The 20,897-nt window shown below is 54.9% G+C and carries 14 protein-coding genes; 3 read left to right on the top strand and 11 right to left on the bottom strand.

What is annotated here, in order from left to right; all coding sequences use genetic code 11:
* Positions 1 to 5 precede the first annotated feature (5 nt).
* Genes GSQ81_RS18780 through GSQ81_RS18770 form a run of 3 tightly spaced genes read right to left on the bottom strand, consistent with a single transcriptional unit; the run spans position 6 to position 5,802 of the window.
* The gene (locus GSQ81_RS18780; protein WP_158912349.1) at positions 6 to 1,328 is read right to left on the bottom strand and encodes a Wzz/FepE/Etk N-terminal domain-containing protein; all 1,323 of its coding nucleotides are present in this window, start codon (positions 1,326 to 1,328) and stop codon (positions 6 to 8) included.
* On the bottom strand, positions 1,325 to 3,007 hold the full coding sequence (locus GSQ81_RS18775; RefSeq protein ID WP_254060332.1) for a capsule assembly Wzi family protein: 1,683 nt from the start codon (positions 3,005 to 3,007) through the stop codon (positions 1,325 to 1,327). The genes GSQ81_RS18780 and GSQ81_RS18775 overlap by 4 nt, the downstream gene beginning before the upstream one ends.
* 50 nt (positions 3,008 to 3,057) lie before the next feature.
* The gene (locus GSQ81_RS18770; protein ID WP_254060331.1) at positions 3,058 to 5,802 is read right to left on the bottom strand and encodes an SLBB domain-containing protein; all 2,745 of its coding nucleotides are present in this window, start codon (positions 5,800 to 5,802) and stop codon (positions 3,058 to 3,060) included.
* 563 nt (positions 5,803 to 6,365) lie between these two features.
* On the opposite strand from GSQ81_RS18770, the gene GSQ81_RS18765 reads away from it, so the two are divergent.
* Positions 6,366 to 7,451, top strand: a complete 1,086-nt coding sequence (locus tag GSQ81_RS18765) for an aldolase (protein ID WP_254060330.1) — start codon at positions 6,366 to 6,368, stop codon at positions 7,449 to 7,451.
* A 114-nt stretch (positions 7,452 to 7,565) separates the two neighbouring features.
* Here the strand turns inward: GSQ81_RS18765 and GSQ81_RS18760 are convergent, their stop codons facing one another.
* Both GSQ81_RS18760 and GSQ81_RS18755 read right to left on the bottom strand, forming a co-directional pair.
* Positions 7,566 to 9,629 carry a glycosyltransferase 87 family protein gene (locus tag GSQ81_RS18760; protein ID WP_254060329.1) on the bottom strand — a complete coding sequence of 688 codons (2,064 nt, stop codon included), beginning with the start codon at positions 9,627 to 9,629 and terminating at the stop codon, positions 7,566 to 7,568.
* A gap of 195 nt (positions 9,630 to 9,824) precedes the next feature.
* The gene (locus GSQ81_RS18755; RefSeq protein WP_158912347.1) at positions 9,825 to 11,102 is read right to left on the bottom strand and encodes a glycosyltransferase; all 1,278 of its coding nucleotides are present in this window, start codon (positions 11,100 to 11,102) and stop codon (positions 9,825 to 9,827) included.
* A gap of 334 nt (positions 11,103 to 11,436) precedes the next feature.
* On the opposite strand from GSQ81_RS18755, the gene GSQ81_RS18750 reads away from it, so the two are divergent.
* Positions 11,437 to 12,144 (top strand): class I SAM-dependent methyltransferase, encoded by a 708-nt coding sequence (locus tag GSQ81_RS18750; RefSeq protein ID WP_158912346.1) that lies wholly within the window; start codon positions 11,437 to 11,439, stop codon positions 12,142 to 12,144.
* Between the two features lie 134 nt (positions 12,145 to 12,278).
* Here GSQ81_RS18750 and GSQ81_RS18745 read toward each other — a convergent pair whose 3' ends face one another.
* The 6 genes from GSQ81_RS18745 to GSQ81_RS18720 form a co-directional block, all read right to left on the bottom strand.
* Positions 12,279 to 13,535 (bottom strand): amidohydrolase family protein, encoded by a 1,257-nt coding sequence (locus GSQ81_RS18745; protein WP_158912345.1) that lies wholly within the window; start codon positions 13,533 to 13,535, stop codon positions 12,279 to 12,281.
* A complete protein-coding gene (locus GSQ81_RS18740; RefSeq protein WP_254060328.1) occupies positions 13,532 to 14,479 on the bottom strand; it encodes a bifunctional 2-polyprenyl-6-hydroxyphenol methylase/3-demethylubiquinol 3-O-methyltransferase UbiG in 948 nt (315 codons plus the stop codon). Before GSQ81_RS18740 ends, GSQ81_RS18745 begins: the two co-directional genes overlap by 4 nt.
* 42 nt (positions 14,480 to 14,521) lie before the next feature.
* Entirely contained in the window at positions 14,522 to 15,943 is a 1,422-nt protein-coding gene (locus GSQ81_RS18735; RefSeq protein WP_254060327.1) for a B12-binding domain-containing radical SAM protein, read from the bottom strand.
* Positions 15,944 to 16,168: 225 nt separating this feature from the next.
* Entirely contained in the window at positions 16,169 to 16,822 is a 654-nt protein-coding gene (gene ribA / locus GSQ81_RS18730) for a GTP cyclohydrolase II (RefSeq protein WP_318523761.1), read from the bottom strand.
* A gap of 259 nt (positions 16,823 to 17,081) precedes the next feature.
* Positions 17,082 to 17,897 carry a class I SAM-dependent methyltransferase gene (locus GSQ81_RS18725; RefSeq protein ID WP_158912342.1) on the bottom strand — a complete coding sequence of 272 codons (816 nt, stop codon included), beginning with the start codon at positions 17,895 to 17,897 and terminating at the stop codon, positions 17,082 to 17,084.
* Positions 17,894 to 19,219: a nucleotidyltransferase family protein gene (locus GSQ81_RS18720; protein WP_158912341.1), complete on the bottom strand. Its 1,326-nt coding sequence runs from the start codon at positions 19,217 to 19,219 to the stop codon at positions 17,894 to 17,896. The genes GSQ81_RS18725 and GSQ81_RS18720 overlap by 4 nt, the downstream gene beginning before the upstream one ends.
* Before the next feature lie 459 nt (positions 19,220 to 19,678).
* Between GSQ81_RS18720 and GSQ81_RS18715 the strand changes: the two genes are divergently transcribed.
* Positions 19,679 to 20,617 carry a phytanoyl-CoA dioxygenase family protein gene (locus tag GSQ81_RS18715; protein WP_158912340.1) on the top strand — a complete coding sequence of 313 codons (939 nt, stop codon included), beginning with the start codon at positions 19,679 to 19,681 and terminating at the stop codon, positions 20,615 to 20,617.
* Positions 20,618 to 20,897: the final 280 nt, after the last annotated feature.

Below are 20,897 nucleotides of genomic sequence, written 5' to 3'. Positions count from 1 at the left end.
TGTTTTCATTCGGCACCTCGCTTCAGGCGAAGGAGGCTAATCCGCCGACGCAATACGGGCAAGATCTCAACTACGAGCATCTTGCGGGGATCAGCAGAGTCGACCTTCTTCCAATGATCCCGTACCAGGATTAGAGCCGACGCGCCCACGAACGAAAGAGACGTGAGCAGCAGCGTGAGCAGCAAGCGCGGAGGGAACGACTTCTTCTCGGGTATTCCGGGCGGGTCGATTACTCTCACAACCGGAACATCTTTAGCTTCCTCGATGCGGGCCATTTCATACTGCTGCGTGAGTAGCTCAAATACGGTCTCTTGTACCTTCACATGGCGGTAGAGGTCGGCATATGGGACGGCAAGCCGCGGAAGTTGGCGCAAAGGAGGGTAGAGTTCGCCCTTATCGTCGCCGCCACCGGAGTTTGTGTTGTCGTCATGAATTGCTTCTGCGGTCAGTGGGGCCGAAGACCCTGTCATTTTTGTAAGCTCACCTTGCAAGCTGGCAATACGGGCCACTGTCTCGCGCACCCGGACATTGCCATCGCCATAGATCTGGCGCAGAGACTGGAGGCCCGACTGTTCGACTAGGAGTTCCGCCTGCACTCGCGCGCCGGCATCGACCATGGCGCGGGTCTGCTCCTTAATGTCGATAGCGCTGCTCTTGCTCGAGAACTGGCTTAGCTGCATTTCTGCATCTTCGAGATTCGCCTGAACTTCCTGCAGACGCCGCTCGACGAAGATACGTTCCTGATGGGCCGCCGAAGTATTTGTCTGTGTGACGAGTTTGTTCAGCTCATCAAGATATGCCTGTGCCAAATCGCGAGCACGCACCCTGCTTCTGTCTTCCACTGCAATCGTGATGACGCCGCTCTTCTTGTCCTCCGTAATCTTGGTGCATCGCGCAAGGTGCTTGGTCGTATCAATGCGATAGCGCTTGTGGTAAACGTGTTGCAGGTTGAACCGGTCAATGAGGTGACCACTGATGGTTCCGCTCTGTAACAGGTTTATAAACAAGGCAGTGGAAGAGTGTGTATCAAGAAGTCCGCTCGCCAGACCGCCCAATGCCCCCAAACCACCCGAATGGCCTGCAAGCGCCGCCAACAGCATAGAGCCTGATCCTTGCTGATCAGGTGGCATGATGCTTGCGGTGGACTTGTATTGCTTGGGAATAGCAAACGAGACGGCAAGACTTACCAGCAGAGAAATTGCTGTAACGCGTGCCAGCTTGCGGCGATGCTTCCAGAGCAACATGGCGCGGATTGCCCAAGTCGGCTCATGACCGATCTCCACTGCCTCATCCAGCTCCGGGATTGGAAGGACTGAGTTGGGAATCATTGTCTTATCCTTCCAAGCGGCCGATAGGAAAGCTGAAAAGTGAACGCTGTATTGTGCTGCGGAGTTGTGAAGAGCAAAGGAAAGCGCCACCGCTCCGTCTGCTCTTCCAGGCATAACTGCCATTCAGGGCGAAGAGCAATATCTACGGTGGCGCGCAGGTCTCGTAGCGTTCCACCGCGAAGAAATTCCCGATTGACCGTCATGCTGCGTCCACTCAGTTCCACTGAAGAACGCGGCGAGAGATGCCAGGTGGCCCATGCCTGTTCGCCGTCTCCTTCACGCCCGATCCAACTGCCAATCAGTTGCCGGTTGTTTGTATAGCCGCTCAGGTAGTGAACGTTGAAGTAGAAAAAACCTGGAAATGCCAGATCACGGTGCGGCGAAAGGAGACCCTCTGCACGAAGTGTCAGACGCGGAAGGCGTGGTACACAACGAAGGAAAAACCCGGATAGCCACGCACTCTCTGTCGGGTAGGCCAGCGGGAAAGGCTGGTCGTCAGAAAAGCCGTCGAAATAGCCCGTCAGGCAATTCCGTAAACCGGGAATTCGATATTGGGCATCGAAGGCGATTCGTCGATCTCCCGGATCGTTTGTTCCGTTCTTTGTTCCCACCGAAAATATGCTGCGTAGGAAGGTGGAGCTATTTACGGGTGAGCCTGCACCGCCGAAGATTACCGTGCGCGAAACGCTGAACTCAAAGTTTGGTGTGGGTTTGAACGAGATTTTCTCTCCATGAATGAAGGGTTGGTCCCTGAGCGCAACACCTGAGGTTCCAAGGAGAGTACTCGTCGGGCGTACATACTGCGTCCCGGAGAGACGGCCTACGAGCACCTGGGCGCGGATGGGGCCAAGTAGCTTTAAGATGTCTGGCAGCAGGAATGGACGGACACGGTCGTAGCGAAGCATATCGATCGGTTCGGCATTGTTGCTGAAGAGAGTCGCGCCGCTTCGCGCTGGTCCCCACCAGAGCGATTGACGCCCAAACGTGAACTGATTGTTGGAGACCGTGAAGGAAACATTCGCTTCGAGAAGCCTCCCGCGAAGGAAGCCGGAGATAGGCCCTGCTGCCGCCGACGACGTGAAATCCGCCGCCGCGATCTGCTGTTGCGCTAAGCCATCCGGAACTGGTGCTGAAGGCACTCGCTGGAGTTCGGTTTTGACATAAGCTGCGAAGGGGCCAGCCGTTGCCCGGAAGGAAACCCCTGAATAGAGGTTGGCGCCCTCCGCAAATGGCCGGCCATCGTCATTCACCAAGGTTTCGCCAAAATGAAATCCGTCGGTTAAGGGGCGACCCGCAATCACGGTCACGCGTTGATCCAACGACTCCAGGCGAAACTCGACATTGCCTGCGCCTGCTCGCCGCGCTAGCTCTACGGCAAACTCTTCTTTCAGACTAGCGAGGAGGGCAGGAGCGTCGGACGCCGCTGGCTTGGCGGCGATCTGCTCTTCATCTTTGTCCACCAGATCTTCAGCTTCGTCCACCAGACGCGCACAATCCATCCGGGTCCATGGACGCAGACTAAAGAAAGCGGCGGGAAGGTAACCTTCGGCAGCAAGCCGCTCGAATGTGGGGTAAACCCAGCTTTCAATCGGTACATATGTCGACGCCATGTTGGAGGCGCTAGCCTGCGGGCCGTCCTGCGGGTTGGAGAAACGGGCGGCTTGGAGAGAAAGAGTCATGATGAAACACATCGCAAGCAGTGAGAAAGTCTTTGGTATGGAAAGCATGCCTACAGCGCCGCTGCAGCCACAGCCGCAGTGATCGCAACGGATGCGGCAAGTTGCCCGGTACTCAATAAGGTTTTCCAAAACAATGAGCCGCCGAGGATCTTCTGTGGTACGACGACGACATCGCCTGGATTGAGCTTGGTTGAAAGAACGTCAGCATCAAACCATCCTCCCGAGTGGCGACCAACGACCGAGCCGTTAGCGCGAATAATGAATATTTCTTTGCGGTTGGCGGTTGCATTGGTTCCACCAGCGCGGCTGAGATACCAACCGGCGGTTTTATCCGGCGCATAAGTGAGAGCGGTTGCGTTGTAGACCTGACCGGTTATAAGTACGAAGCCGGGCCGCTTCGGAATCGTCAGTATGTCTCCCCTGCGCAGCTCTATGTCCGCAGGCGTATTCGCCCAACTGTCGATGTCGGGGGTGACGTGAATCACCATGCGACCCATGGGCGGGCGACTTTTCAGATCTGAAAGTACCTGCTCTTGCTGGGCCTTGATAAGTTGCAGCTCTCCGCCTGCGTTGCTGCCTGCCAGACCAGGGGAAAGGCGCGCAGCCGCCGAGTTCGTCTCGATCTGTCGAATCAACTCTTCACGACTCTTCTGCTCAAGCTCACGGACCTGGACCCGAGTGAACACCGCACCTATTGGGTATGCCGTAGGAAGAAGGCCTCCGACTCTCCGCAAAACTGAGCTGAGATGCTCCCCATCGGTGAATCCATAGCTACCTGGAAATCTGACCTGGCCTGAGATGGTTACCGACTCGCCCATGTCATTCCAACTGGTGATCTGATGAATTGCCAGAATGTCTCCTGGCTTGAGAGGAACGTCAGCTTGAGCGTCGGACCCTGTAACTGCTGCTCCGATTTTTACCGTCGCAAGATCTTCGACGAGACGATTGCCGTTGCTTACCTCATAACTTGTGAGATCGGCACTTTCCAACAGAGCGTCCCGCTTGAAACCGCCCGCCATGCGGACGAGTCCCGCTGCGGTCATGCCCTTGGACATCGGGTATGTACCAGGCCGCAGCACTTCACCACGGATCGTGACCTTCGGGGCATCCACTTCGTAGCGTCCGAAGATCCTGATGGTATCGAACGGGTGCAGGTCGATATTGGCGTTTCCGATCAGCACATCGGGAACGTTGAAGTCGATGGTCTCCGCATGCAGATCGGGCGGAACAAGGCGGACAAGCTCTCCATGGGCCGCGGGCTCGGGCAACATGTCCTGATAGCTGCGGAGGACATCGCTTAGGTGCATGCCGTCGCTATAGGGCAGACGTCCGGGACGCACTACATGGCCTGCGAGATAAATTGCCCGCTGGCTGTAGGACAGGATCGGTTCAATGCGAATCCGATCTCCGTCCTCGACCTGGAAATTGTCGATTGCACCTCCGGCGGCCTGTGGGCTTTGCGTGTCGTGATCGGGTAGAGTTACCGTCACACGCTGATGGTGAGCGTCAATCCGCTCGATCCTGATGTGGCTGAGCGAAGCCGCAGCGGTGAATCCACCGGCGTCCTCGACGACCGAAGCGAGGGTTGTCTCCCCGGCTTTGAGCTCGTAGATCGCCGGACGTTTGATCGCACCAAATATTGCGATCTGGGGACCAGCGGGCGGCACAAGCAGCGTATCCCCGCTCTCAAAGGGCGCGCTGCCGTTGCGAATGCCGTGAAGCAGGAAGTCGTAAAGGTCGACCTTTTCAACCAGCTGCTTGCCACGATAGTGGAGCAGCGTGCGCAGCGACCCAATCGATGTAGGACCGCCAGCGGCGTAGAGTGCACTTAAGGGAGTAGCAAGCGCGCTGATATCGTATCCGCCGGGCTGCTGTACATCACCGACTACATAAACGCGCACCGATCGCAGGCGCGAGACGGTTACTGAAACCTGCGCATTCCGGAACTGCTGCTTAAGCTCACTGCCAATCAAGCTCTGCGCCGTCCCGAGAGACAGCCCCGCGAGTTGGATCGATCCCGCTTCTGGAAGAAAGATGTGGCCGTCACGGTCGACAGTACGAGTGATGTTTTGGGTAACTCCTCCCCACAGATTGATTGTGAGCGTATCTCCGGCCCCAACGATATAGTCCGGTCCCAACGGCACATCAAGGGGAGTGTTCTGGCTCGAGATTCCGATCGCAACCGCAGAGCCGTCGTGATTTATGAATACCTCCGATCCGAAGCGCCTTAGCTGGGCGGTTTCGTTGGGAATTTGCGTGTAGAGATCGCGCATCGACTGCAGATCGTAGGGAGAGGGACGCCGGAAAACCTTCGGCGAGTCGGTCGATGCGTTTACCTTCTCTTGCCGCCGAGGGCTTCCCTCAGCGCTCTGCCGGCTGTGATCTGGACGCATGAATGGACCCGCGCTCGCCGAATTGTCATTTTCGCCAAAGCCTGGCGATCTCTCGCTCGTACCAGCGCCTGCCTCAACGGCATCGTCACCTCGCGAGAGTGAAGATCCCGTCGAGGACAAATGCCTGGGAGAGTCTTCCTCTGGAACGCTCGATCCCATGGATTGAAGGTCCCCGTCGGATACATACCCGCGCGCGCGTAGAACGCTTGTGATACTCGCGCGCAAGTTGGCGTTCGAGGAGATCTGGCTGTAAAGCGTCTGATCCGAGATATCATTTGGATCAATCTGTACGCCTTGCTGCTGCATGCGATCCGCCAGCTCCGACTTCAGCTCTACGACAAGATCGGGGCTTCGTTGGAGGATGTTGATGATCTGGTCAGCGGAAAGCGATGTTTGGGGCATTTGACCCGCAAGACCTGCCGAGTCCTGAGTGTTCTCTGAGTCGCTGCTGTCGGCAGACGTCGCCGACTCACTAGCGGTGCCCCCTGTCTGAGATTGTGCCGTGGTCTGAGTCACTACCTGGCCGTATGCGGACAGGACCGCGGTAGATGAGGAGAGTGCCAGTATCCATACCGCTGCGAAACAGAACATCCGAGACATGCAAACGGAGCGGATGCTCATTTGCGGCCTCTTACTCGGAACGATGTTTGCTGAAACGGCGATCTTGGCTGATTGAGGCATAGGCATTTGCTCTTCGTCTATGACCGTAGAAGAGCGAACGGTGCGTCCGTGTCATGCGTTCGTCAGTGAATTGTCATTCTTTTGTTGTCCGATAAAAATCACGATAAGTAACGATCTTTTCGGTATGTAGCAGCATGCTAATGACCCCAGAATAATTCGATCAAGACCGTGACAATTCCATTACCCTGCGGTGACAACTTCGAGTAGTCCGTTTCCTAAACTCAGGCGTAGCTGTTGCCTTCTATACCGGGACTACAGAAGAGCTTTTCTAATTCGGAGTGCCTATGCTGCCAATCGATTTGCTCGTTCAGACAGGTCTCGCTTCCCCCATCCACGGAAGGCAGGGCGATACGGGCGTGAGTAGTAGACGTATCCTGCCAAAAGCACAGAAGAAAGACGGAGTTCCCGCGCCAGGCAGACCGCAGGATTCTCTTCTCTACGATTTCGAGCTCCCGTTCCATCGAACCTTCTATCCGCTGGGATTCGCGGTTGAGATCATGACGAACGATCCAGATGTCCTGGTTGCCGCGAATGAAAGCTTCGGACACAGGCGCCTACGCCGGGGAAGCATCGCTCTGCAGGTGCGTATCGGTATCAGTAGCGGAGGCAGCTCCAAATGCCCGCCCGAACCTACTCGGCGGGAATACAACCACCTATATTCCCTGGTTGCAGATGGGGATAACCAGGCATTGCTCGATCTGAAAACCTGTACGAGCTTCGTCTGGTTGAAGAAAGCTGCGCTGAACAATAGGCTCTATTTCCGATATAACTTCCTCGAAAAAGTTGTGTACCTATTGCTTGGGGCATCCGCCGTGACTGATATCCACGCCGCCTGCATCAGTAAGAATGGAAAGGGCATTCTGCTCTGCGGCAACTCGGGTGCAGGCAAATCAACTCTTGCTTATGCGTGCGCGCGGGCCGGATGGGTCTATACGTCGGATGATACTTGTTATTTGATCAATGGCTCGGCTAGCCCGCGTGTGATTGGACACTCTCATCGAGTCCGCTTCCGTCCCGAAGCAAAGACCCTCTTCCCGGAATTAGAAAACCGAAACGTTACACCACGTATGGAGGGGAAGCCTTCGATTGAGGTGAAGATCGCTGAACTCTCCGATCTGCGTATCAGTACTACCCCTGAAGTCAAAGTGCATTCGATCGTTTACCTGAACCGTTATCCCATAGCAACGGGAAAACTTGTCACGTTGCCAGCCGGAACAGCAACGTTGCGTATCTGCCAGGAACTCTTCTCTGCGGGAGAGATTCGCGAGAAGCATGAAAAGATATTGCAGACGCTCTCTGACGTACCTACCTATGAGCTGCACTACTGCGACCTGCACGATGCGATACGCAAGCTCGATCTTCTGACATGAAACGCATGATCCAGTAGAGTATTTGTGCCGGTAATGGGAAGAGAGATTTCACCCCTTGTCCATAGGGGTATATCCGGGACGGAATCTCGACGCTGCACGATGTGCAACTCGCTGTTACGGGATCACTCTTCGCCGCGATACCGCGGTGAACCAGAGGCTTCGACCGCAGTCCGTGCTGTAGAGCAGTGTTTTCGAGTCGTCTTCCCAAGAGGGCTGAATCTGATTGCATGGCTCATCGGCAATGCGTCGCGTCACGCCCGTCCCCTGGTCGCGAATCCACAGATTCCACGCGCCATGTTCGAAGTGGCTGTAAGCGATCCAGCGCCCATCGGGTGACAATGCAGGGTAGCGGGATTCACCGAGCGTGAGCGGGGTGTTTAAGTGTGTTGCATCGGTCAGAAAAATCTGTGGGGAATGCTGCCCTTCAGCCGCGGCAAAGGCGTACTCTCTTTTGGAAAGAAAGCTCGCTTCATATACATTCAGCGAAGAAGATGTGAGCGCAACTTCGTTCGCGGCATTAGATTGAAATGCTGTCCGCACCATCAAGCGCCCCCGGCCGTGATCGTCGTGTACAAAGGCAAGGTTCTGCCCGTCAGAGGAGAGCATCGGTTCACGCGCATCGTTGATGACAATGTGGGAAGGATTTCGGATCTCTACGATCTGCGAATGCGGGCTCAGTCCTCGCTCTACCCAGACATGCCCGAAGCCGTGGGCGAACGAAAGGTCGTCATTAGGAGAATCTTCAGGCGGATCAACGGATACCGCATTCTTATCCGCCGTTACCAGGTGATAGCCAGACAGGGTAAATGCAATAAAGCTAATGCTTGTTCCTGAAGATTGTGGATCGGCGTTGAGAAATCCCTGCGTTGGCAGTGGCAACCGGTACGCGTATTCGCGCCGCACAGCACGCTCCCGAAGAAAAGTAGAGCGTGTGCTGAGAATCACAGAGATGGCCATGGCTGCAGCCCATGCATAGCTAGTCCAGTCACGCGCAGAAATCCTAACGAAGCCATCGCGCCATAACAGGGCGTATATTCCCGAAAGCATACAGACCATCAGAGGGAGCCGCGGCTCATACAGCAGAATGCCAAGCCCTATAGGCCTGTTTGGAACGGGTACCGGAAGGCCCATGCAGATATAAGCGAACAACAGGGCAGCCAGCCATCTATATCGTCTGTCTCGGAACAACACCGTCGCTACCACGCACATAGGAAGCGCCATGAGCACGAAGTTATATGACGCAGGAATGGTAGAGATGGTAAGGGACGCGGTGAGGAGCGCAGACCACTCCAACAATATACGGCTTCGGGTGCTATCTGCTTTTCGGATAAGAAGGATTGCAGGCGCCAGCACCAGCATCTGGAATGCAGGCTGCAGCAGTGCATAGCATAGTGGAGAAGAATGCCAGGGATGCGGGTTCCATTGTGGCTCAAGGAGAAATAGGCGATGCAGCACGCCAGAGATGGAAGCAGTTGGCACATACGGCGGCATGGCTTCGCCGTGCAGGGCCCAAGGTAGAATTTCGAGCAGATAGATGCGATGCACATTCCAGCCAAAGACGGCGACAGATACGCAGGCCGCAACCACGCCCGTAATTGCACCCCATATCAGCGCACGCCAGTCCCTGCGTTGCAGGAAGAAGACGAAGAAGAGGACCGGAAAGATCTTGCAAGACGCGGCGATCGCCACCAGCACTCCCGCCAGTGCGCGATACCCTCGCAGGTATGCCCAGGCAGCCGCAACGATCAAAAGCAGTAGTAGGACATAAAACTGACCGAACTGGAGATTGCGATAAAAGGGAATGCTCAGCGAAAAGACCAGTGCGATCCGCTGATAACTGAGGCGTGTCATCGAGCGTAGCATCCAGCAGATCGGAACTAATAGCACCAGGTTGAGCAATATCCAAATATGCTTGGCGGTCAGCGGTACAAACCCTGTTAGCGGCCATATCGCCAGCGTCGAGAAGGGGCTTATAGGCACCAGTCCGATGACGCGGATATCGACGGCGTGCTGGTCCTTCTCACGCTGGAGCCAGGTCCATTCATACATCCGTGAAGTGTCGTAGTGCTCATGGGCCAGTCGTGCGGACATGTAGTAGTTGGGAAAATCGGTAACCAGGCCGCTCCAGGCGCGCGGCATGACATGGAAGCAGACATAACAAAGGGACAGGAACAGCACTCCACGTTCTATCCAACAAGCGATCCGGCGATGCTGTGCGCTGTCCACATCTCAGCATGGCGGCCTTTCAACCATTGATTGTCATGCGCTTGTCATTTGACGGTCTTCATGTTGTTGCCCGCCACGCTATAACTGGTTACACGGTCGGTGCAATGTCTCTTCAGATTTGAAATCGGTGCGCTGGCAAATCCTGGCTTAAGTATCAAAACTGCGTCCGAAGCCTCCGGCATGATTCCCCAGAGCCTGCTCGATTAAATCGACGGCCCTCTCCAGTCCATGCGCCGAGCGGATCTTGGCCTGTATACCTCTCGCTGCATTCCCATAGCTTGGGTCACTGAGTACTGTTGCGAGTGCGGAGCGGATTTCTTGCACTGAAAGCTTCCCTGGGCGCAGCACTATCGCGGCCCTCAGCCACGCAAGGCGTGCAGCGATTGCGGGTTGGTCAAAGTATTGTGGAATGGCAACCATCGGCTTCCCCTGCATAAGTGTTTCGAATACGGTGTTTGCCCCGGCATGCGTAATTACGATCTCTGATCTCTTCAAGAGCTCGAGTTGCGGAGCATTCCTTACAATCAGCGGCTTTCCGGGCATGTCATGGAACATCTCGGGATCACGGCGGTCTCCGAGTGCAATCACCAACTGCACGCCCAGTCCATCGCAGGCTTTGGCAATCAAGCGGAATGTTGCCGGTTCACCCTTCAAGGTTGTTCCTAAAGATGCATAAACTACCGGTCGTCCATCGAGCTGATCCCACGAGAACTTCATAGAAAGTCTTGCGGCTTCGTCTACGAATGGTCCGGTGTAGTGGAAGGTAGGGGGTAACCCTGATCGCGGGAAATCCAGGCACTGCGGCAATTGCGTTATATGCGCGAGTTCGGGAAATGCCTGCTTAATCAGCCGGATTGGTCCGAGCCCGACTTGCCGTCTAAAGTTGTCCAGCCTTCGCCGAACAGGGCCTCTCATTCGGAACACGGAGATCTCCAGCAGCGCGTTCTGCACCCGAGTGAAAATGGATCTCCGCGGTGCGATTCGACGGGGAGCAGACCATCCAAAATTATGAGGCACAGAAGTCGAGATTACGAAATAGGGCAAGCACAACATCTCAGCTATCGTTGGTCCAGCGAGCGCAAGCTCATCGACGATGAGAGCATCGACTCCTGCACGAGTAAGTGCCTGGGGAGCTTCGCGCAGGAACCTTTCCATGTCGTTGACGGTACGGTGTACGCGATAGCGCAGAACAGCGAGGGCCGAAGAAGGCCTTTGCCGACGACTGGAGCACGTATCCTCTCCGGAACTGTCCCTGGCCGCAGCGATTGGGAAGAACCCCAGTCCGTGTGGACAGATGCGGGCTTTCAATTCAGCATCGTGGAAGAACGTGACTCTGTGTCCTCGAGCCACTAACTCTCGGGATAGTGTGATGAGCGGGTTCAAATGACCGGTCCCTTTATAGGACAGTACCCCGAAGTGCGACATTCTTGTTTCCTTACTCCCCATCGCCCTCTAAGGATTAACTGCGTCGCTGCCGAGTTCTTTCTTTACCTAAATCCACACCGCTTATCGTCAAGTCCTGGTGGCAGTTTTCATCGTTCCACATCCGAGAAGCCCAGTTGTTTGCAAAATGTAATTTGAGCGATGCCGCGCAACATTGTGACAATCGAGTGACAAATTCGTTGGTTGGTGAGCAGTAATCTCTATCAAAGACGGAACGAACTGTTCGTTCTGGATTGAGAAATTCGGCTTGCGGCTTCTGAAATAAGAAACGAACCTATATGGGAGGGCTGATTAAGTGGAGAGCCTTCGTAGCCTCATGAAACATCGCCTTGCCGGAGTGGGCCTGTGGCCGTTCAGAAACGGCCTCGGATCGGGGATTAGTAAGTTAGACGTACACGAAGCGTATCGACTCTGGGCACCGACCTACGCCTCCGAGACAGCCACGAGTTTTCTGGACGAGGAGCTAGCGCAGGAGATGCTCCGTGGTCTGTCGCAAACAAAACTGCTTGACGCAGGCTGTGGCATTGGTCGGCGTATTGCAGATCTTTCCGGCGCCACAGGCATTGACGCGAGCCTCGAGATGCTAGCTGCCGGCGCGGCTCGCAACGCGGTGACGGGCGATGTAAGGGCGATGCCATTTGCTTCGAACCGTTTTGATATGGTGTGGTGCCGGCTTGTGTTAGGGCACCTGCCTGACCCGCTTCGTGCCTATCAGGAGATTGCCCGTGTCTGTGTACCGGGCGGACATGTCTTTGTTACTGATTTTCATCCCGATGCGGCGACGGCTGGCCACCAGCGAACCTTTACCGATCATGCGGGAATTGTGCACGAAATCGAACACTATGTGCATAGCGATCACGCGCAACTCGCCGAAGCAGCAGGGTTGTACCTGGTCGCCTACCGAGACGGAGTTGTAGGACCATCGATTCAAAAGTTCTATGCTCGCGGCATCGGCACGAAGGCCTACAAGAGAGATGTTGGTCTCAAGCTTGTAGCCGCGTTTCTCTTCCACAAACCGGATTAGCGAGCATCATGCCCTTTTCTACGAGAGGTAGGCTCCGAAACGCGCTCTTCATTGCAATGGATCATTGGCTACGAGTTTGGCGACAGGTCGTAGCCAGCCCAATGTTGGCTCAGTAAAGACAGTTCGCCTCGCATCTATGCAGGAATGCGGACTCGCCTGCTTCCTAGCCGTACCTCGCTCGCGCCGAGCACTTCTTCAGTTTTCCGCAACAGCTCCTTCACCGGTGCGCGTAGCCACCGGATGGTGCCGTCGATACACAAAGGCTCCAGCCCTTGTCTTGCGCGGAGTGGGAGCCGCTCCAATATCATCTCCGAGGCAAGTTGTACGCGGCCTTCAATCATTACAAACTCTATATCTGTCATAGAGAGCGTCCGCAATCTATCTGCGGCATCGCGGCCGGTATCTCGAACAGCAATCAGATCTCCGACACCAGACACTGTTATGGTGCCCTCACCATCTTTCAAGTGAAGAATCGCAGCCGGAACCTCTGTCACCATGCGATACGCAGTACGCGGCCCAATGCCGCACGAGCGCATTGCAAATCGAATTTCATCCAACAGATCTCCTTCCGCAGTTAGCGGAGAGTCGTTGCCTAGACCGACATTTTCAAGTCCGCCAAGGAGTTCCATGTCTGGAAGCTCTCCAAAAAGAAAGTTGTTTGAAGAGGGGCAGACAATGAGCGAGACTCCGCGCTCCCGCATAAGTTCGACGCCCGCAGTGTCGATAGCCAGTCCATGGACAATTACAGCGCTGGCGTCCAAAAGTCCTGATCGATCAAGACCCCAAAGCTCCTCCCGTGCCAGTTCATCCACTCCTTCACAGGCATGGACAATGAAAGGGCGTCCTTCGGGCGTGGCCGCGCGCGCTGCGCGGAGGTCGCCGCCAAGCGCCAGCGAATGCGCCCATCCATATTCTTGGATGACTCGGACGGGGAAATCCTTTCTTCGCAACTCAGGCCAGAGAGGGTTGTGATGACTCACTGTCGTGACTCCGCAAAGCAGGTTTCGTATGCCGCCCCACGATACGCGCAGATCTTTCGGGACCGCCCGATGTTTTGCTATGACATTGGGAAACTTTTCATGTATGTCCTCTCCCCAGTCAATGTAATTGCGATAAGGCGGATCAGCCAGCCGGGGGAAGAGGGCAAACTCCAAGTGATCGTGAGCGTTGATAAGGCCGGGCATGACCAGGAACCCACTGAGATTAATTTCGATGTTGCCTGATTGAACCTCTGATGAAAGCGATGAGCAGCCCATAATACGAGTGATGTGACCGCCGGTGATCTGTATAGAGCCGCACTTGCTTTCCTGCGGCCCTTCGGCATAACGAACTCCCTGAACTACTACTTGTTCATCGTGGCGCTCGTCAGAAGTTGCTACATAGCCACTCATGCCAGCTCTTTCCGTGCAACATAGATGCGGAATCGTGAGGGCTCGCGCCTGTTTCGCAGCTTCGCCACGAGCGGACGCATGGACCACTTGAAACCATACCAGGGAGAATAGGTAGTCCAACGGATTGACATCTGCTCTTCCAGCGTCCGTAGACGCTCGTCTGTCAGGTACTCGAGACTCTTGATCGAGTCTGATGCCGTTCTATAGCGATGCAGAAAAACAGCTTGTCGTTCTGCAATCATTTGTTTGCCGCTTTCCTCGCGGGCATACCATGGCGTGTCGCTGATGACTACCATGCCGCCTACTTTGACGCATCGAAGTGCTTCGCGCAAGACAACTTCATAGTTCTCAGCGTAGTGGAACGAGGCATTAAAGATGATGGTGTCGAACTGTTCGTTCTGGAACGGCAGATGTGCAAGCTCGGCCCGGAAGCGCGGGAAAAGCTTCGGCAAATGTTCTCGATAGTGTTCGGCTGCTCCCAGTCCATCGGAACCGTTGGTGAGCAGATCCACTGCGACTGGATGGTGACCGGAAGCCGCCAAACGAAAGCTCATCCAGCAGTTTCCTGCGCCAAGGTCCAGAATCCGTCCACCCTCCACCGGGAAGTTCGGCTTCAACACATGCGCTATCAAATAGTCATAGCTGCGCGCTCTGATCTCCCACTGTTTGCGGTTCCTTCCGGATCTATCCGTGTAAGGGAGACCGAGATAGAAAGATTCACTTTCGTCGCCGCGGCCCTCGGCTGCTCGTATTCGTTCATACTCTTCTATGAAACGCGCATAGTGCGCGGCTCGCTCCGGCGGCAGCGCATCCAGGATGCCACTGATATTTTGGAGACGGAACCAGCATGAGAGACAATCAAACCCAATTAAATTGGCTTGGCAATAAGGACACTTCAGACGAATTCCCAGATGCTCAGTATCGTCGGCGATGCCATGTGCCAACGACGTTAGGGCTGAATTTTCTACAACGAAAGATGGACACATCTAGCTCCCCCTGATGGACGCCAAAGCCTCTACGGGTACAAATGCAGTCGACGCAACGGTAGCCACCTTTTTAGAAGGCGCAAGGGCGTCTGCATCCCGGCTCACCGGCTCCAATTCCTTGACTCTGCTCCACAATGCCTCAATATGAGTATGGGTCGCGTCCACCTTCTCCGTTTCCCGCCAAGAATCGACTTCCGCGTGCAGAGCATCTCGCACGGCTCGGTAGAAATCGGTTTTGTAGGCTGCATTGAACATAATGCAGAGATCGTCGCTGTCGGTCCAGTTACGCTTTTGTCCCAGTTCCGCTTGCACACGTTCATAAAACACCGTACCCGGCAGCGGGTACGAGAACGAGATGCCGATATCGTCAGGTCGTGTCTCACGCACGAAGGCGATTGTCTCCTGCAATTCGGTCCAGGTTTCGCCAGGGTAACCAAACTGTAAAAAATAACAAGCGCGAATTCCGGATTTTTTCAGGAGGCTGCGCGCGGCAATCACGGAAGGGAGCTTCAGTCCCTTGTCCATCGCGTTCAGCACGGCCTGTGCCCCTGATTCAACTCCCATCCAAACTTCGGTGCATCCCGCAGTCTTGAGATGTTGGATAGTTTGCTCGCTCATCAAGTCAGCACGGGACTGTATTTTGAATGGAACGGCTGCGTTTCTATTCGTAACTTCTGCGGCAAACTCCTCCACCCAGTGATGATTCAATCCGAAGACATCATCACCGAACCAGATATGGTCGACTCCAGCTTCCATCTTCAGTAGCCTCATCTCCTCAGCGACAGTGGCGGCAGACCGCAAATGAAACGTATTGCCAGAGATTGGTTTCGCGCACCAGTTGCATCGGTACGGGCATCCGCGACTGGACACCATGTTCGTTGAGAAATGTCCGTGAGCTTCCAGCCACGCCGCCCGATATGGCTCCATATCGATGAGATCGCGGGCGGGAAAAGAGAGCTCTGACCACATAGGATTCTTTGAAAGTTTCTGTGCACTTCGGATGGCTTGGCCGTTCCCATCAAGCCTTACAAGACCATCTATCTCCGGCACCTCATCGGTGTACAGAATAGAAGTACATAACTGTACAAGAGTCTCCTCTGCTTCTCCGCAAAGCACATAGTCGAAGCCATTTTGCAAGAAGAGGTCAGGGTTGTCTGTCGAATCGGAACCATGCACGATCGTGACGGCGCCAACAACACGCGCCGCTTTTGCGATTTCCCAAGCTACTTCTCTCATGCGCGTGAGACACATTTTGGACAGAAAATTAAAGTCATCTTCATAGACAGCGACAATGTCGGGTCGATGGGCGGCCAGCATTTCAGCGAAGCCAGCAGACGGCGCTTCGAGCATCGAATCGAATGCAACCACAGAGAACCCATTTCCCTGAAGCGCCGTAGCCGCATATAGCGTACCAAGTGGCATGTATGGCTGCATTTTGCGCGATTGCTTTGGGTCATAGGGAAGATGATAGGAATGCGTTACTAATATTTGTGCCAAAACTCACCTCGAATGCCTGCGTATTGGCATGTGCCACATCCGGTCTCTGCCGAACGACAGGTGGATGGACTCGCGCAAAATACTCCGCCTTATGGAACTCAGAGTAGTCCGGTAGACTCAGGAGCTTGTCGCGGAATTGTCAGCTCAATGTCATTCGTTCGTGACGGGGAATGCGGTCTGAGATGGACTGAAGTTGTTATCTGACGACCACATATGGCCGAGCCTTTCGCGTTTTGTCGCAAGATAGTGAGCTGAATGAGGATTGTCTGGGACATCTGCACTCAGGCGCTCGACGATCTCAATTCCAGCGGTACGAACAGCATTGATTTTGTCTGGGTTATTGGTCATCAAGCGGAGCGAGCGAATGCCGAGGAACCGAAGAATCTCGACAGGAAGCGCATAGTCGCGTAGATCAACGGCATGTCCCAAGCGGAGATTGGCTTCGATGGTGTCGAGTCCTTGCTCCTGAAGTTCATAGGCCCGAAGCTTTTCCATGAGGCCAATGCCGCGGCCTTCCTGCTGCTCATACAGCAGCACGCCGACCCCTTTCTCCGCGATCACGCGCAATGCCAGATGTAGTTGGTCATGACAGTCGCACCGCAGAGAATGAAATACATCTCCCGTCATGCATTGAGAATGAATGCGCACCACGGGAGGAAAACTATGGATATCTCCGAGAAGCAATGCCAGCGCAGTTTCTCGACGTTCCTCCCTTGCTCCGTCGCCCGCTTTGACCTTTTCAAAGGCCAATAGACGAAAGTCTGCCCAGAGTGTTGGAAAGTTCACATCGGCGATTTGCTTCATTATCATCAACGCGGCTTGATTTCCTCGCCTGTCATTCGTATTTCAGGGGAAGCGTGATTTATTGGTTCTACAGGTGAAGCGTATCGCAGCAATCTCTTTCTGCGTGTCGTCAGAATGTCTCAAGTTCGTCATTCAAATGTCCGAAGTGTGGGGGGGACCATAGATTTGGGTGGGTTGCCTGGTTGGGTTAGAAAGTCATCTGCATGGGGAAGGATCGAATCCTTATGGGGTATTGGCCCCGGCGTGATGCCAAGGATCCTCATTGCTCGGCGTTTCGGCGGAACTGATAAAGGACATGATCCCCGAAGACTGCCATCGGGCGAGAGACGACGCGATCCATTCTCTCCATGAGAGCAAGAAGTCGCAGATGATTGGATATCCAAGGCTCGGCTGCGCTGGGCGGCACGGTTAAACCGATGCCTAGACGCTTCTCCAGGACAAACCACCGCGCGAAGGTGCGAAGCAATGCTGCACGGCGATGATAGACGACATGGAAGTCGCGCTTGGCGAGGCGCGCTGAGGTTTCGCCGCGCTTAAGACGCCGCAGCACCAGGTGCGGTCGTCCCCGAAGCACTTCTGTCACCATCTCACCCGGACAGAGAGTGCCGAAAAGCACCAGCATTGCCGCGGCCCCGGGTTTGAGCAATCGCGCAAGTCCATGTGCCACCGGCTCCAGATCGACAACACAATTGAGCGGCGCGAAGTTGGAGAAGGCTCCGTCAAATAATGCGCCGCCTGCGGAGAGATGACGCGATGCGAAATCCTCCATATCCTCCCCTGCTGCAACTTCAGCACGCGCGCCGAAAGGAGCGAGTTTGGTCTTTGCCAGGGATACCATCGTGGGCGAGGGGTCGGTGAGAAACATATCGAAGCCTCGCTCAGCAAGGAAAAGTGCGTCCTCGCCTGTGCCACCGCCCAATTCCAGAATATGGGCTCCCGTCGGAAATTCCCGCAGCAGCGCTGCGCGGACGGCGCGCCGCTGGGCAGCAACGCTGAGCCATTGGCCGAAGCGCGCATCAAAATCTGGTGCGATTGCGTCGAACGCAAGAGCGGCGGGGTTCGATGGCTGCGTCATGGCGCATCCTGTTTCATCATGCGGCGCAAACGGCGCGTTTCCCATGCGAGCCGCAAACCCTCTATTCCGTAAAACCGCAGGCGGCTGGGGATGAGGTCGAGTTGCATGCGATATCGCATGAGTCGGACGAATCGGATGAGTCGAATAGAAAAGGTCTCCACGGGGAAGTCCATCATCATAGGAGCCGGCGGCGACGAGGGACTGGGTGAATGCCGAAGTGAATGCTCCGCTGGATAAACTCCAGCCTCAAGCTCTCTCTTGAGCAACCGATACAGCTTGCTGCCAGGAAAACTCCCCAGCACAATTCGGCGGCCATACGTTGCGACCCACAGGCGCGCTGGCCGCGGCAATCGGTCCACCGTCCAATGTGTCAAAGCCTCAGGGGCAAACTCGCCCATGACTTGCGTGATCAGGAGTATCACCACTCCAAGTCCTAACGCCGCCTGAGGATTCCCATGCGCCTCTCGATGCAGCGCTTTCCAAAAGGCATCGTCGTCGCGGCGGAAGAGTACGTGTCGGTAAAACTCAATTAAAAGCGAGAGGCGGAAGAATTGAGAACAGACGTCTTTATATGCGTGAAGTCCTTGCCGCAGGAAAACGTCGACAGGAGAAAGCGTCGGCATCGAGAGACCGCACAGTTCGCGCCACTCCAGGCGCAACAATGGGGAGGCCCGCCCGGAGCCACCAGACACATCGTGCAGTTCAACAGCCCATGATCCGGTGTCCCTGTACACGTCTTTGAGAGTCAAGGCCGACCCGTAATTTCGTACGAATTTCCAACACCTCTCGTTCGATGCAGAGGGACGGTACCCACGGCGCACCAGAATGTCTCGCGCCTCCTGCAGATTTTCATCGTCTACAAGGTAATCCAGGTCAAACTGTAATCGTAGCTCTGGGCTTGGGGCCGAATTGGGCCACAACGACAGGCCTTTAAGAACTGTGTAGCGGAGGCCTGCTCTTTGAAACTCGCGCTGGATCGCAATCGATTCTGCGGTCATGCTATGCGTTCGCTGCGTGTTCTGGATTAGTCTTTGCTCTAGGCTCGCGAGTACTGGAGCGGGAACAAAGTCAGCTAGCTGCAATTCGACAACTCGATCGAAGAAGTAGAGAGCCAGACCGCTTAGATCGAGCCAGCGCAATAACTTCTGCCACTTCCTGCGGGAAAGATACCGCAATTGCGAGCATCGCGGTGGTAGGGGATTGCAGAAGATCAATAGAACTGCCTCTCGCACCATGTGCTCGTCCCGTAACGACTGGAATGCAAAGCCGTTGAGCCGCACGGGCAGAGACGCAGCAGCCTGAATACCCAAAGGTTGATCCATCTTCCGGTAGCCTACCGATGGTGTATGTAGATCACAAAGCTCAAGCTTGCTTGGCAACCGTCGACCGGATCTCAGTGGCAATGCAACGTCACCTCATTCTCAGCCCCGGTGTCTCGGATTCCGAGAGAAGAGCTTGTCTTGAAGACTAGCTAGGCTTCGCCTGAGTGTTTGTCATGTTCGTGTAAAGCGATTGTCACTCTATTGTTGATTCGTCGTCTCTCTGCTGTAAACCGTTGGATGGATGCAATAGGCCTGGGGCAATCCTCCGCCGCATCATGGAAGCCGAAAATGACAATCAATTGACAAGAAAAAGACTACGCAAAGACACGTCGGCTGAAGCAGGCCGCTATTGTGGCATCTGTGTGACACCCGAAGCTCGCAGCTTCTTTCGGTAAAGTTTCGGAGCTTGCGGGTTTCATTGCCGGAATGGAGCCGGCCATAGCTGTGGAGAATAATCGAATGAAGCCCTTTCGTGAAATGAAGACGCAGGATCTCACTTCGAGTACCTTACAAGAGGAGATCGACTCTAGAGGGTATGCGCTCGTTCGGGGGGTATTGCCTCATAGCGACGTCACGCAATTGCTTGAGAAGATTACGCAAATCCTCTCAGCCGCAGGCTGGCTGCTGCCAGGCCATGACCCGCTTGAACGTATTGCCGATGTCAGTGCGGCCTGCGGCGATCCAGATCCGGCATTCAAGGACACCTACCAGAGCGTGTTCAATCTCGAACTATTTCACGCGCTGCCGCATCATCCAGCTCTGCAGCAGGTTATGAAAATGCTGGCAGGTGATCACCTTTTGATTCATCCGAAGCCGATCGGCCGGTTAATTTTCCCGCATTGTGAACACCTTACCGTTCATGCACACCAGGATTATCGATTCATGGGTGGAGATCCCGAATGCTTCACTATGTGGATTCCGCTTCACGATTGCCCGGCCGATGTGGGCCCCCTACGAGTTGTGGAAGGCTCTCATCGTCTCGGGTATGTACCTCACGAGGACGAGGACCTTCATGTTCCGGAAATTCCGGCAAAAGCGGATGTCGGAGGCAATTGGGTTGGCGGACAAATCAATGCAGGCGATGTACTCATCTTTCACAGTCTGACCGTGCATGCAGCCTCTCCAAATCTGTCAAACCAACTTCGCGTTTCACTGGACTGCAGGTTTCAGGATTACAGACGAACTCTCAATCCGGCTAACCTGGTCTTTTCAGGGAACTCCGGTAAATCCTGGGAAAAGACATATGCCGACTGGCGTTCTGATGACTTGAAGTATTACTGGAAAGGATTGCCTCTCGAATTTCAACCTTCCAAGAACGAGATAGAGCAACTCTCGAAGACGGCAGATTCTCCTAGCAAGCGGGCACGATATACCAGAATGCTGACTCAACTCAATTGATGGCAGTCGCGAGAGGCTGTCAGCATGATCGATATCCCTCTCTCATGGCCTCTGAAATGACAATCAATTGACAAAGGGCAGACGATCCGGAGACACCTTGAAGATACCCGAGCGCTATTGTGACTGGTATGCAGCGTCCTATACTACCTTTTCCTCTCTCTAAAGTGGCTCGATTAACGAGGGCCACCGTCTTTACTCTGACCATATTTTGCGCAGGACGTTACTGTATCGCGCAGAATACCCCACTGATCTCGGGGGGCGCCGGGTTCTTTACCAGCAC

Source organism: Granulicella sp. L56 (assembly GCF_009765835.1).
Taxonomy (GTDB): Bacteria; Acidobacteriota; Terriglobia; order Terriglobales; family Acidobacteriaceae; genus Edaphobacter.
The sequence above is the reverse complement of the archived record's forward strand: the minus strand, read 5'-3'. Positions and strand labels throughout refer to the sequence as shown.